Source organism: Serratia sp. DD3 (assembly GCF_000496755.2).
Genome location: NZ_AYKS02000071.1, coordinates 18,218 through 32,211 on the forward strand (window position 1 = coordinate 18,218; position 13,994 = coordinate 32,211).

Annotated in this window: 14 protein-coding genes; 11 read left to right on the plus strand and 3 right to left on the minus strand. The window is 48.7% G+C overall.

All coding sequences use genetic code 11. The features are described 5' to 3' along the window. From atpB to IO95_RS12575, 11 genes are all read left to right on the plus strand, one after another. Positions 1–774 carry a F0F1 ATP synthase subunit A gene (gene atpB / locus IO95_RS12525; RefSeq protein WP_037384894.1) on the plus strand — a complete coding sequence of 258 codons (774 nt, stop codon included), beginning with the start codon at positions 1–3 and terminating at the stop codon, positions 772–774. A 51-nt stretch (positions 775–825) separates the two neighbouring features. Beyond that, on the plus strand, positions 826–1,065 hold the full coding sequence (gene atpE, locus IO95_RS12530) for a F0F1 ATP synthase subunit C (protein WP_000429386.1): 240 nt from the start codon (positions 826–828) through the stop codon (positions 1,063–1,065). A gap of 58 nt (positions 1,066–1,123) precedes the next feature. Beyond that, positions 1,124–1,594, plus strand: coding sequence for a F0F1 ATP synthase subunit B (gene atpF, locus IO95_RS12535; protein ID WP_023488956.1), 471 nt, complete (start codon positions 1,124–1,126; stop codon positions 1,592–1,594). Between the two features lie 14 nt (positions 1,595–1,608). Continuing rightward, on the plus strand, positions 1,609–2,142 hold the full coding sequence (gene atpH, locus IO95_RS12540) for a F0F1 ATP synthase subunit delta (protein WP_023488957.1): 534 nt from the start codon (positions 1,609–1,611) through the stop codon (positions 2,140–2,142). A 12-nt stretch (positions 2,143–2,154) separates the two neighbouring features. Continuing rightward, complete coding sequence (atpA, locus tag IO95_RS12545; protein WP_023488958.1) at positions 2,155–3,696, plus strand: F0F1 ATP synthase subunit alpha; 1,542 nt, start codon at positions 2,155–2,157, stop codon at positions 3,694–3,696. Positions 3,697–3,753: 57 nt separating this feature from the next. After that, complete coding sequence (gene atpG, locus IO95_RS12550) at positions 3,754–4,617, plus strand: F0F1 ATP synthase subunit gamma (RefSeq protein WP_023488959.1); 864 nt, start codon at positions 3,754–3,756, stop codon at positions 4,615–4,617. A 31-nt stretch (positions 4,618–4,648) separates the two neighbouring features. Beyond that, a complete protein-coding gene (atpD, locus tag IO95_RS12555) occupies positions 4,649–6,031 on the plus strand; it encodes a F0F1 ATP synthase subunit beta (protein WP_023488960.1) in 1,383 nt (460 codons plus the stop codon). A gap of 20 nt (positions 6,032–6,051) precedes the next feature. Beyond that, positions 6,052–6,471, plus strand: coding sequence for a F0F1 ATP synthase subunit epsilon (locus IO95_RS12560; protein ID WP_023488961.1), 420 nt, complete (start codon positions 6,052–6,054; stop codon positions 6,469–6,471). Positions 6,472–6,758: 287 nt separating this feature from the next. Further along, entirely contained in the window at positions 6,759–8,129 is a 1,371-nt protein-coding gene (gene glmU / locus IO95_RS12565; RefSeq protein WP_037384881.1) for a bifunctional UDP-N-acetylglucosamine diphosphorylase/glucosamine-1-phosphate N-acetyltransferase GlmU, read from the plus strand. Between the two features lie 252 nt (positions 8,130–8,381). Further along, positions 8,382–10,211, plus strand: coding sequence for a glutamine--fructose-6-phosphate transaminase (isomerizing) (glmS, locus tag IO95_RS12570; RefSeq protein ID WP_023492579.1), 1,830 nt, complete (start codon positions 8,382–8,384; stop codon positions 10,209–10,211). 152 nt (positions 10,212–10,363) lie between these two features. Beyond that, the gene (locus IO95_RS12575; protein WP_023492580.1) at positions 10,364–10,666 is read left to right on the plus strand and encodes a monooxygenase; all 303 of its coding nucleotides are present in this window, start codon (positions 10,364–10,366) and stop codon (positions 10,664–10,666) included. A 99-nt stretch (positions 10,667–10,765) separates the two neighbouring features. On the opposite strand, the gene IO95_RS12580 is transcribed toward IO95_RS12575, so the two are convergent. The 3 genes from IO95_RS12580 to IO95_RS12590 form a co-directional block, all read right to left on the minus strand. After that, positions 10,766–12,103, minus strand: coding sequence for an FKBP-type peptidyl-prolyl cis-trans isomerase N-terminal domain-containing protein (locus IO95_RS12580; protein ID WP_037384878.1), 1,338 nt, complete (start codon positions 12,101–12,103; stop codon positions 10,766–10,768). A gap of 210 nt (positions 12,104–12,313) precedes the next feature. Continuing rightward, on the minus strand, positions 12,314–12,721 hold the full coding sequence (locus tag IO95_RS12585; protein WP_037384875.1) for a hypothetical protein: 408 nt from the start codon (positions 12,719–12,721) through the stop codon (positions 12,314–12,316). Beyond that, complete coding sequence (locus tag IO95_RS12590; protein ID WP_023491144.1) at positions 12,697–13,992, minus strand: phosphatase PAP2/dual specificity phosphatase family protein; 1,296 nt, start codon at positions 13,990–13,992, stop codon at positions 12,697–12,699. The genes IO95_RS12585 and IO95_RS12590 overlap by 25 nt, the downstream gene beginning before the upstream one ends. Positions 13,993–13,994: the final 2 nt, after the last annotated feature.

Consider the following 13,994-nt stretch of genomic DNA (forward strand, 5'->3'; position numbering starts at 1 on the left):
ATGTCTGCAGAAGTCTTAACTCCGCAGGAGTATATCAGTCACCACCTGACGCATCTTCAGGTCGGGACGGGTTTTTGGTCGATTAATGTCGACTCGATGTTTTTCTCTGTTGTCCTCGGGGTTGTTTTCTTGGCGATTTTCCGCAAAGTGGCTAAACATGCTACCAGTGGTGTCCCGGGTAAGTTGCAAACTGCGGTTGAGATGATCGTCGGTTTTGTCGATAACAACGTCAAGGATATGTACCACGGTAAGAGCAAGGTGATTGCACCGTTAGCGTTGACAGTATTTATCTGGGTATTTTTGATGAACCTGATGGATCTGCTTCCGGTCGATTTTCTGCCGCACATTGCGACAATGGCAGGCCTTCCTGCACTGCGTGTTGTGCCTACGGCAGATGTCAATATCACCTTATCGATGGCACTGGCCGTATTTATCCTGATTCTGTTCTATAGCATCAAAATGAAAGGTATTGGTGGATTCGCTAAAGAGTTGACCATGCAGCCATTCAACCATCCGGTGTTTATACCTATCAACCTGATCCTTGAAGGTGTCAGCCTGCTGTCCAAGCCTGTTTCTCTCGGGTTGCGACTGTTTGGCAACATGTATGCGGGTGAGTTGATCTTCATCCTTATTGCTGGTCTGTTGCCGTGGTGGTCACAGTGGGTTCTGAGCTTGCCTTGGGCAATCTTCCACATTCTGATCATTACGCTTCAAGCCTTTATTTTCATGGTTCTGACGATTGTCTATCTGTCGATGGCGTCTGAAGAGCACTGATTTTCTTAAAACACTTGCACTTTTATAAACTGAAATAAACTGGAGACTGTCATGGAAAACCTGAATATGGATCTGCTGTACATGGCTGCCGCTGTGATGATGGGTTTAGCGGCAATCGGTGCTGCGATCGGTATCGGCATCCTGGGGGGTAAATTCTTGGAAGGTGCTGCACGTCAGCCTGACTTGATCCCTTTACTGCGTACACAGTTCTTTATCGTTATGGGCTTGGTTGACGCCATCCCGATGATTGCTGTGGGTCTGGGTCTATACGTAATGTTTGCTGTTGCGTAAGCAGAGTTCACTCGCTGCGAAGAAACCACATTTTAAACTTTTATAGAGGCATTGTGCTGTGAATCTTAATGCTACAATCCTCGGCCAGGCTATCGCGTTCATCCTGTTTGTCTGGTTCTGCATGAAGTATGTATGGCCGCCAATTATGGCTGCCATCGAGAAGCGTCAGAAAGAAATTGCTGATGGCCTCGCTTCTGCAGAGCGTGGCAAAAAAGATTTGGACTTAGCGCAAGCCCATGCGACCGAGCAGTTGAAAACTGCCAAAGCGGAAGCCCAGAAAATCATTGAGCAGGCAAACAAACGCAAAGCTCAGATCGTGGACGACGCCAAAGCGGAAGCCGAGCTGGAACGCAACAAAATCGTGGCGCAGGCCCAGGCTGAGATCGATGCCGAACGTAAGCGCGCTCGTGAAGAGTTGCGTAAGCAGGTGGCGATGTTGGCCATTGCAGGCGCCGAGAAAATAATCGAACGTTCCGTGGATGAAGCTGCTAACAGCGACATCGTTGATAAACTGGTCGCTGAACTGTAAGGAGGGAGGGGCTGATGTCTGAATTTATTACTGTAGCTCGCCCCTACGCCAAAGCAGCTTTTGACTTTGCCGTTGAGAACCAAAGCATAGAACGCTGGCAGAAAATGCTGACGTTTGCTGCTGCTGTTACTGGTAATGAACAGATGGCAGAACTGCTTTCCGGTGATATCGCACCCGATACGCTATCTAAAACATTTATAGCGGTTTGTGGTGACGAGTTCGATGAGCATGGCCAGAACTTTATCCGTGTAATGGCCGAAAATAGGCGTTTACAGGTTCTTCCTGCGGTACTGCAACAGTTTATTGCATTACGTGCCACACTGGAATCAACCGTCGAAGTCGACGTGCTCTCTGCGAGCGCACTGAACGATGAACAGCAGGCCAAGATTGCCGCTGCGATGGAAAAACGTTTATCACGCAAAGTTAAGCTGAATTGCAAAATTGACAAGTCTGTACTGGCCGGTGTCATTATCCGTGCCGGTGATATGGTGATTGATGGCAGCGTTCGCGGTCGTCTTGAACGCCTGGCAGACGTCTTGCAGTCTTAAGGGGACTGGAGCATGCAACTGAATTCCACCGAAATCAGCGAACTGATCAAGCAGCGCATTGCTCAGTTTAATGTAGTGAGCGAAGCTCACAATGAAGGTACTATCGTTTCCGTCAGTGACGGGATCATCCGTGTACACGGTTTGGCCGAAGTTATGCAGGGCGAAATGATCGCACTGCCGGGTAACCGTTATGCCATTGCATTGAACCTGGAGCGCGACTCTGTGGGTGCGGTGGTCATGGGGCCATACACGGATCTGGCCGAAGGCATGAAAGTAAAATGTACCGGTCGTATCCTGGAAGTGCCAGTAGGTCGTGGTTTGCTGGGGCGTGTAGTTAACACCCTGGGCGAACCTATTGATGGTAAAGGCCCGGTTGATAATGATGGCTTCTCTCCCGTTGAAACCATTGCCCCTGGCGTTATCGAACGTCAGTCGGTTGATCAGCCGGTACAGACTGGTTATAAATCAGTCGATGCCATGATTCCAATTGGTCGCGGTCAGCGTGAGTTGGTGATCGGTGACCGTCAAACCGGTAAAACTGCACTGGCTATTGATGCCATCATCAACCAGCGCGATTCTGGTATCAAATGTGTTTACGTGGCGATTGGTCAGAAAGCATCTACCATTTCTAACGTGGTACGCAAACTGGAAGAGCACGGTGCACTGGCTAACACCATTGTGGTGGTTGCTACGGCATCTGAATCAGCCGCATTGCAATATTTGGCGCCGTATGCCGGTTGTGCAATGGGTGAGTATTTCCGTGACCGTGGTGAAGATGCACTGATTGTTTATGATGATTTGTCTAAACAAGCTGTTGCTTACCGCCAGATTTCCTTGTTGCTTCGTCGTCCACCTGGTCGTGAAGCATACCCTGGTGATGTTTTCTACCTCCACTCCCGTTTGTTGGAGCGTGCAGCTCGTGTTAATGCGGAATACGTTGAAGCTTTCACCAAAGGTGAAGTTAAAGGGAAAACCGGTTCACTGACTGCGCTGCCTATTATTGAAACTCAGGCGGGTGACGTTTCTGCATTCGTTCCGACTAACGTAATTTCGATTACCGATGGTCAGATCTTCCTGGAATCCAACCTGTTTAACTCCGGTATTCGTCCGGCAGTTAACCCGGGGATCTCAGTATCCCGTGTGGGTGGTGCAGCACAGACCAAGATCATTAAAAAACTGTCCGGTGGTATTCGTACCGCACTGGCACAGTATCGTGAACTGGCTGCGTTCTCTCAGTTTGCTTCCGATCTGGACGACGCAACACGCAAACAACTCAGCCATGGCCAGAAAGTTACTGAGTTGCTGAAGCAGAAACAGTATGCGCCAATGTCTGTTGCCCAGCAGTCTCTGGTGTTGTTTGCTGCCGAGCGTGGCTACCTGAACGATGTTGAAGTCGCGAAAGTTGTGAGCTTCGAAGAGGCTCTGGTTGCTTATGCTGATCGTGAGCATGCCGAACTACTGAACCACATCAACCAAACTGGTGCTTATAACGACGAAATCGAAGGAAAGCTGAAAGGCATCCTCGATACCTTTAAAGCAACCCAGTCCTGGTAACGCGTAGCAACCTGTCGTTGAATGATGGCAGGTTGCTGGCAATGAGGAGAATCAGAGATGGCCGGCGCAAAAGAGATACGTAGTAAGATCGGCAGCGTGCAAAACACGCAGAAGATCACCAAAGCGATGGAGATGGTCGCCGCCTCCAAAATGCGTAAATCGCAGGATCGCATGGCGGCCAGCCGTCCTTATGCAGAGACCATGCGTGCGGTGATTGGTCACCTGGCGTTAGGGAATCTGGAATATAAACACCCGTACCTGGATGAGCGTGATGTTAAGCGCGTAGGGTATCTGGTGGTGTCAACTGACCGTGGTTTGTGCGGCGGCTTGAATATTAACCTGTTCAAGAAGCTGCTGACAGAAATGAAAGGCTGGTCTGAAAAAGGCGTCGAAGCTGATTTGGCGTTAGTTGGCTCCAAAGCCACTTCTTTCTTCGGTTCTGTGGGCGGTAAGGTGGTTGCCCAGGTCACTGGCATGGGGGATAACCCGACATTGTCAGATTTGATCGGTCCAGTGAAAGTGATGCTGCAAGCCTACGACGAAGGTCGTTTAGACAAGCTGTATATTGTCAGCAACAAATTTGTTAATACGATGTCTCAGGAACCTCAAATTGTTCAACTACTCCCGTTACCGCCTTGCGAAGACGATGAGTTGAAGCGGAAATCCTGGGATTACCTGTATGAACCCGATCCTAAGGTGCTGCTTGATACGTTGCTGCGCCGCTATGTGGAATCACAGGTTTATCAGGGTGTCGTGGAAAACCTGGCCAGTGAGCAGGCCGCCCGAATGGTTGCAATGAAAGCCGCAACGGATAACGGCGGTAGCCTGATCAAAGAGCTGCAGTTGGTATACAACAAGGCGCGTCAGGCCAGCATCACTCAGGAACTCACCGAAATCGTTTCGGGAGCCTCCGCGGTTTAACCAGGTTTACGAATTACGTAGAGGATTCAAGATGGCTACTGGAAAGATTATCCAGGTAATCGGCGCCGTAGTGGACGTCGAATTCCCTCAGGATGCCGTACCAAAAGTGTACGATGCTCTTGAGGTTGAAAACGGTACCGAGAAACTGGTGCTGGAAGTTCAACAACAATTGGGTGGTGGTGTCGTCCGTTGTATCGCCATGGGAACCTCTGATGGTTTACGCCGTGGCCTTCAGGTCACTGACCTGCAACACCCGATTGAAGTCCCGGTAGGTAAAGCTACTTTGGGCCGTATCATGAACGTGTTAGGTCAGCCTATCGATATGAAGGGTGACATTGGTGAAGAAGAGCGTTGGGCTATCCATCGCCCGGCACCTAGCTACGAAGAGTTGTCCAACTCTCAGGAACTGCTGGAAACCGGTATCAAGGTTATGGACCTGATCTGCCCATTTGCTAAAGGCGGGAAAGTAGGTCTGTTCGGTGGTGCGGGTGTGGGTAAAACCGTAAACATGATGGAGCTGATTCGTAACATCGCCATCGAACACTCTGGTTATTCGGTGTTTGCGGGCGTGGGTGAACGTACTCGTGAGGGTAACGACTTCTACCACGAAATGACCGACTCCAACGTACTGGATAAAGTTTCTCTGGTTTACGGCCAGATGAACGAGCCACCAGGTAACCGTCTGCGCGTTGCGCTGACCGGGTTGACCATGGCGGAGAAGTTCCGTGATGAAGGCCGTGACGTACTGCTGTTCGTCGATAACATTTATCGTTATACCCTGGCCGGTACCGAAGTGTCTGCACTTCTGGGCCGTATGCCATCGGCGGTAGGTTATCAGCCAACACTGGCGGAAGAGATGGGTGTTCTGCAAGAACGTATCACCTCTACCAAGACCGGTTCTATCACTTCCGTACAGGCGGTTTACGTTCCTGCGGATGACTTGACTGACCCATCACCAGCCACCACGTTTGCTCACTTGGATGCGACTGTGGTACTGAGCCGTAACATTGCTTCTCTGGGTATCTACCCGGCTGTTGATCCGCTGGATTCTACCAGCCGTCAGCTTGATCCTTTGGTAGTAGGCCAAGAGCATTACGATGTTGCGCGTGGCGTGCAGTCTATATTGCAACGCTATCAGGAACTGAAAGATATTATCGCCATTCTGGGGATGGACGAGCTGTCAGAAGATGACAAGCTGGTGGTATCCCGTGCGCGTAAAATCCAACGTTTCCTTTCTCAGCCGTTCTTCGTGGCAGAAGTCTTCACCGGTTCACCGGGCAAGTTCGTATCGCTGAAAGATACCATTCGTGGTTTCAAAGGCATTATGGCTGGTGACTACGACCACCTGCCGGAGCAGGCGTTCTACATGGTTGGCACCATTGAAGAAGCAGTGGAAAAAGCCAAGAAACTGTAATGCCTTGAGAGGAGGTTGATATGGCTATGACTTACCATCTGGATGTGGTCAGTGCGGAAAGAGAGATGTTTTCCGGGCTGGTACAGAAAATCCAGGTGACTGGTAGCGAAGGTGAGCTGGGGATTTACCCTGGTCATGCGCCGCTGCTGACTGCCATCAAGCCTGGTATGGTGCGTATTGTTAAACAGTTCGGTGAAGAAGAGTTTATCTACTTATCTGGCGGTATCCTTGAGGTACAGCCAAGTATGGTCACCGTGCTGGTAGACACAGCCATCCGTGGATCGGATCTTGACGAAGCGAGAGCGCTGGAAGCTAAGCGCAGAGCTGAAGAGCACATCCGTACTTCTCATGGTGATGTCGACTATGCTCAGGCCTCCGCTGAACTGGCGAAAGCGATTGCAAAATTGCGTGTTATCGAGCTCACCAGAAAAGCGATGTAATGGTGTACACCACATCCAGAAATCAGAAAGCGGCCTTTATGGTCGCTTTTTTTTTGTATTAAAATAAGCGGCTCAATCAGGCTGATATTGCTATCTATCGCTACTTACAGAGGAATAAAAACGTCTCTGATCGCCGACAGTTTTTTCGTTGTAAAATAGGTTTGGTTTAATTAGCGTCAGGTCAGAGGCCTTCTGACAGCGTTCAGATTTTTGTAGAGAAATATGTAGTAATTCCGCCAGTAAACGGTTTTACTTTTGTCCATCGAAATGGAGTTATCAGGTTACTTATGTCTAACAGCGCAATGAGCGTGGTTATCCTTGCCGCAGGCAAAGGAACACGCATGTATTCTGACCTTCCCAAAGTATTACATCCGTTGGCGGGTAAACCTATGGTGCAGCATGTTATTGATGCTGCCATGAAGTTGGGCGCAAAAAACGTCCATCTGGTTTATGGCCACGGTGGTGAATTGCTGAAAAGCACCTTAAAAAACGATGCACTAAATTGGGTGTTACAAGCAGAACAGTTAGGAACTGGCCATGCCATGCAGCAAGCGGCACCGCATTTTGCTGATGATGAAGATGTGTTGATGTTGTATGGCGATGTACCGCTGATTGCAGTGGAAACCTTGACGCGCCTGTTGGCAGCCAAACCTCAAGGGGGGATTGGATTGCTGACCGTGAAGCTTGAGGATCCTAGCGGATATGGCCGTATCATGCGTGAAAATGGTGAAGTCGTTGGTATTGTTGAACATAAAGATGCCAGCGAACAACAACGTCAGATTAATGAAATTAACACCGGGATTCTGGTGGCTAGCGGTGGTGATCTTAAGCGCTGGTTGGGTATGTTGAATAACAACAATGCTCAGGGTGAGTTCTATATCACCGATATCATCGCTTTGGCGCATGCTGAGGGCAACAAAATTGAAGCGGTGCACCCTGCCCGCCTGAGTGAAGTAGAAGGGGTGAATAACCGTTTGCAATTGTCACAATTGGAACGTGTCTATCAAGCTGAGCAAGCGGAAAAACTGTTGCTGGCGGGTGTAATGCTGTTGGATCCCGCGCGTTTTGATCTGCGTGGTGAGTTGGAGCATGGCCGTGATATTACCATTGATACCAATGTGATTATTGAAGGTAAGGTCAAACTGGGTAATCGGGTAAAAATTGGTAGTGGTTGTGTGCTGAAAAACTGTGTTATCGATGATGATTGTGAAATCAGCCCTTACAGTGTGTTGGAAGATGCTGAGCTTAAAGCGGCTTGCACGGTTGGCCCATTTGCTCGACTGCGCCCAGGTGCACAATTGGCTGAAGGTGCTCATGTTGGCAACTTTGTGGAAATAAAAAAAGCACGCTTGGGTAAAGGTTCTAAAGCGGGTCATTTGAGCTATTTGGGCGATGCCGAAATCGGTGATGATGTGAATATTGGCGCCGGAACGATTACCTGTAATTACGACGGGGCTAACAAGCATAAAACTATCATTGGTGATGGTGTTTTTGTCGGGTCGGATACTCAACTGGTTGCGCCGGTTTGTGTGGGTAAAAGAGCCACTATTGCTGCAGGTACTACGGTTACTCGTGATATCGCCGATGATGAACTGGTCCTCAGCCGTGTCAAACAGGTGCATATTCAAGGGTGGCAACGCCCGGTGAAGAAAAAGTAATTTACCATTATTTTTCTGGCTACCTCGCGCCTGAATGCCAACCTTATATTGTTAGCATTCAGGCGAGTGTGACTGAGTGGATAAATCAGTACCGATTAACCAGTGTGTTTTGTATTGGGCTCTTCTACAGAGGTCAGTACAAAACATAATAACCCCACCATCTACAGGCTCGGGGCGCACGGTAAAAAACCGGCAAAATCAGGTCAAGGCATCGCAAGTGCCCTGAAAGGCACTTAATCAGGAATACAAAATATGTGTGGAATTGTAGGTGCAGTAGCGCAGCGCGATATAGCAGAAATTCTGTTAGAAGGTTTACGTCGTTTGGAATACCGTGGATATGACTCTGCTGGCTTGGCGGTAGTGGATAGCGAAGGTCATGTCAGCCGTTTGCGTCGTGTCGGCAAAGTACAAAAACTGGCGGAAGCAGCAAACCAACATCCTCTGCATGGGGGAACCGGTATTGCTCACACCCGTTGGGCTACCCACGGTGAACCATCAGAAGCGAATGCGCATCCTCATGTATCAGATTACATCACCGTAGTGCATAACGGCATTATTGAAAACCACGAACCGTTGCGTGAATTATTGATTGAGCGTGGTTACCATTTCAGCTCTGAAACCGATACTGAAGTGATTACTCACTTGGTTCATTGGGAGCAGAAACTGGGTGGGACACTATGTGAAGTGGTTCAGCGGGTGATCCCACAGTTGCGTGGTGCTTATGGCATGGTGGTGATGGATAGCCGTGACCCCAGCGAGTTGATTGCTGCCCGTTCTGGTAGCCCATTGGTCATTGGCCTTGGTGTTGGCGAGAACTTTATTGCTTCCGACCAACTGGCATTGCTACCGGTAACCCGCCGTTTTATCTTCCTGGAAGAGGGAGATGTAGTGGCTGTGACTCGCCGTACTGTCACTATTTTTGATAAACAAGGTGATGAAATTAAGCGCCCGGAGATTGAATCTCAGGTGCAATACGATGCCGGTGACAAAGGCATATATCGTCATTACATGCAGAAAGAGATTTTTGAGCAGCCAATGGCATTGAAAAACACCCTGGAAGGGCGTTTTAGCCATGGGCAGATCAATCTGAGTGAATTAGGGCCAAAGAGTGATGAATTGCTGGCAAAAGTACAGCATGTACAGATTATTGCCTGTGGCACTTCTTATCATTCGGGTATGGTAGCGCGTTATTGGTTCGAGTCGCTGGCCGGTGTCTCTTGCGATGTAGAGATCGCCTCCGAATTCCGCTACCGCAAATCTGCGGTGCGCCCAGGTAGCTTACTGATTACCCTGTCCCAATCCGGTGAAACCGCTGATACATTGGCGGCTCTACGCCTGTCTAAAGAACTGGGATATCTGGGTTCTTTGGCGGTGTGTAATGTGGCAGGTTCTTCTCTGGTTCGTGAATCCGATCTGGCGCTGATGACGAAAGCAGGCGTTGAAATCGGTGTGGCATCCACCAAAGCCTTTACCACCCAGCTTGCGGTGTTGTTGATGCTGGTGGCGCGTATTGGCCATCTGAAGGGGATGCCAGAGAGCGTAGAGCATGAGATTGTGCATGGTTTGCAAGCGTTGCCTGCGCGTATAGAACAGATGCTGTCGCTGGACAAAAAAATTGAGGCATTGGCAGAAGGTTTCTCTGACAAAAATCACGCCCTGTTTTTAGGCCGTGGTGATCAATACCCGATCGCCATGGAGGGTGCGCTTAAGCTGAAAGAGATCTCCTATATTCATGCGGAAGCCTATGCTGCCGGTGAACTGAAGCACGGTCCATTAGCGTTGATCGATGCGGATATGCCTGTGATTGTGGTGGCGCCAAACAATGAATTGCTGGAAAAACTCAAATCCAACATTGAAGAGGTCCGTGCGCGTGGCGGTCAGCTTTATGTGTTCGCCGATCAGGATGCCGGTTTTGTCAGTAGTGAAGGCATGACCATTATCCCATTGCCTCATGTTGAAGAAATTGTCGCGCCAATCTTCTACACGGTTCCGCTACAACTGTTGTCCTATCATGTGGCATTGATTAAAGGTACAGATGTGGATCAGCCGCGCAACCTGGCGAAATCGGTTACTGTTGAGTAATCATTTTAGTTGCAGGATGACCATAAAGTTGTGAACTGAATAAATCCGGTTATGCCCCAAAGGCAAACCGGATTTTTTTATGATTAAGCTCAAGTGATGTTTATCAGAACGCATTATTCTTCACTGATAATGCAATGAAAAAGGAGTTTTTTATGAGCTACATACTGCAAGTTGATTTTCCCTACCATGGCCCTTGGGGGCAGGAAATGGCGCAAGCGATGGAGGGGTTAGCCCACTCTATTGCCGAAGAACCGGGGTTGATTTGGAAGATCTGGACTGAAAACCAGGCCACCCAAGAAGCGGGTGGCATCTACTTGTTCGCCAATATTTCCAGTGCTGAGGCCTATCTGGCGATGCATAGCGAGCGGCTTCGCAATTTTGGTATTCCCCAGGTTAATGGAAAGATATTTGCCATTAACCAAGCTTTGACGCAGATCGATCGTGCTCCAATTTGAATAACAGTTGCGTGAACTTGAAGATTAAAACGTAGGGATCGCGCAGAATCTGGTAATCACTAACCCCAGCAGTTCGAATAACTGCTGGGGGATAAATCGCTATTGCGGTTTATTTACATCAATAACAGAAATAGTGTAGATAACCACAAACTCAGGTTTTTTAGATCCATCCGGAACTTTTATCGCTGAAGGTGGGATCGCGACCTGAATCTCTCCCCCTTTACGAATAAGTTTCACGCTATCACGCAGCAGTGGCGGTATATTATCTACTTTAAATACTTGGTACGAGTTATCAACTTTAGGGCCATCAACCACAGTGCCATCAATCAAGGTACCTTTAAAACTTAACTCAACAACATCGGTACTTTGCAGTGCTGGACCGCTCCCTTTATTGATTATCAAGTAAAGCAACCCTTGTTTGTTTTTCTTGACCCCTTCACGCTGTGCAAATTGCTCCATCCAGGTTTTATCTGCAGCAATTCTTTTATTATTTTTATCTTCTGCTAAGACGTTTATCTGCTCGTCAAGAATGAGTAACGTGTCGCGTACTTCTTTCTCACTCATTTTTTCCTGATTGTTGAAGGCATCAGCGACACCCGCTAACATTATATTTTTATCAAGCGTTATATGGAGTTCTTTTTGTTGAGCAATTTGCGCTTCAATATAGTGCCCTAATGCGATACCACTGGCATAAGCACGTTTTTGCTCTTCGCTATCTAATTTAAATTCTTTTGCTACTGTTGGCGTAGTCGTCACGGCCTCTTTTTTTTCTGCTGTCGCAATATTCTCAGACACGGATGTACTTTCTGCTGTTGCCGAACTCGCGCTAGTTGCAGCGGCTTCACCCGCTTGTATCTCTTTTTTATCCAACTCTTTTGGTTGCTCAGTTATGGATGGAAAGGCGGGTGATGGCTTTGCCGCAGGCGCTACATCGGGTGTTTTGGTGTCTTCTGTTGTTTCTGCTGTCGTTGTTTCGGTTGCTGTTGTTTCGGTTGGAACAGCCACTGTCTCTTTTTGTTGTGGCGTAGTTATATTTTCTGGTGAAGTTATATTTTTCGGCGTAGTGATATTTTCTGGCGTGGTCGTACTTTCTGGTGTCGCCGCATTCACATTAGTTGAAGTCGCCAGGTTCTCTTTTACCTCTTGTTTTGTCTCTTTTTCATCTGTCTCTTTTTCATTCGACATTTTAGGCTGTTCAGTTAGGCTTGGGCCTGTTGACGTGGGGGTGGCTGCGGGTTCTGCCTCTGCTGCTTTAGTGTTGTTTGTTGTTTGTGCAGAGGGAGCTCCGTCTGTCGATGCTGGCAGCGTTGCTGATGGTACTGAGGGAGGTGTTTGTACTGTGGTTGCCGGATCTTCTGCGTTGGCGGTGAGTACATAACCTGACATAATCAGCGAACTCGCAAACAGCACCTTTTGGGTCGTGAGACGAAAAGACATAGGAATACCTTTGGCTTGTCTAAATGAGTAATGATTAACAGAATAGCGGGTGAAAATTTTTTATAAAAGCACCGGGTAAAAATTAATCTTTGTTATCACAGAGAAACGTTAGGCAACAGCCGATTATTTAAGGCCTGTAGTTGTCTGTTGTTGCCTATGGTTAATAGATTCACCCAGCAATGCTTACAGGGTTCACTACTTAGCCAACGTTCAGTAGAGAATCAAAGCGAACAACCAGAGAACCCACAATAACGCCGTGATTAACATGGTGCGCTTGAGTTGGCATAACGCACCATGTTGACGTTGCGGGAATGTCAGTTGGGTTAACCGTTGCCGTTGCCAAATCAATGCCAGCGCTTTCCCGGCTTGTTGATTCTGCGCCTCGTTGAACTGTGTTAAATAACCGACATCCAACCATAGGCGCCAGCAGCCATAAATACATACACCACTCAGCAACGACACCCCTGCCCGCATCAATCCGGGTGATGCAGCAAAAATAACCCATAGTAATGGTGGTACCACCATCAACAGCAAAAAACGCCAGCTCAGCAGAGTTCGTTCAAGCAACACGGTGGTTAGTTGTTCGGTTGCTGTTATTTCCTGATGTTCATTCGCCATTGTTCTAACAGCTCCAGATGTTGAGCGTTTAAGACTACCTGCGGCCGCTTCTGCCGAATATAGGCGACGGCTTCCATTACCGTGAGTGACGGTTGTTTATAGAGTAGCCAGGCGGCTGCCACTAAAGCACTGCGTGACAAGCCTAATGCACAATGGATAAGCACGCTACCTTGTGTACGCTGCAACTGTTCCAGCATGAGAACCGCCTCACGGAGTTGGCTCGCTTGCGGGTTGACCAAATCCAACATCGGTACACAATAATAGGCGACTCCGGTTATGTTGCGCGCTCGGGGAAACTCACTGGTAACATCCAACACTGCCCGTTGTAATGGCTGGTTACGGGGGTAAGAGCCCAGGAACACCTCATCCGTGAGCGGGCTAACCGCAGGCAAACGGCGGGTGTAATAGCGTAGAGAAATAAACATCCCCAACCGCCAGGGCATCAGTAACCAGTAGGCGGCAGGGGTGAGTTTTCCTTGTTCATTTTTTTGCAACACGGTGACGCCAAACCCGGCATATCCCAGCGTGACAATCATCAACGCTATGGCTGGCCACCACAGCCACGGCAGATAAAAACTTGCTGCTATGGCTATGAGTGAACCGAACAAATAGCGTCTGGTTAATTTCCAGCGGCGGCTATCTGGGCGCTGCCAACGCCATTGCCCCTGTTCTGGTACCAGCCAGTCAATCACCATACCCGCGATCAACCCAGTGATAACGTCGATGAAATGGTGCTGCCAAGTCGTCACAACGGAGAGTGCGATAAGCAGAAACCATGCGGTAAAAATCCGGTGCCCGTGGCCGCCAAGGTGGCGGCTGAAGTGGCGCCAGAGTAACCAGCAAAAAATAATATGCAGAGAAGGTGATTGATTATAGGGTAAATCAAATTGCTCCAATTGTTCGAACAACCAACCGGCAGCACCAGAAATTGGCGGTCTGGTGAAGGAAAATTTCAGCGGAAAGAGTAAAAAACCGATACAGGCCACCAGAGGGGCTAATGCTAACCGGTAGACCAAGCGTCGCTGTTCACTGAGTGTTGTACAGATAAATAGCGACAACCCGTAGAATATATCAAGGCTCCAATAGGGAATTATGGTCAGCGGAATAAAGGGAATATGCTTCTCCCAGTCAAACACCAGGCTGCCCACATCACCCCTGCCAGCGGTAAACTGGTTTACCTGACCATAGGTGAGGAAAAAAAGGGGGGCCAGCAACAGCAGCCAGCCTATCCCGTGAATAATAATAGTACGGCGAGTTACAGAACTGCTCATGC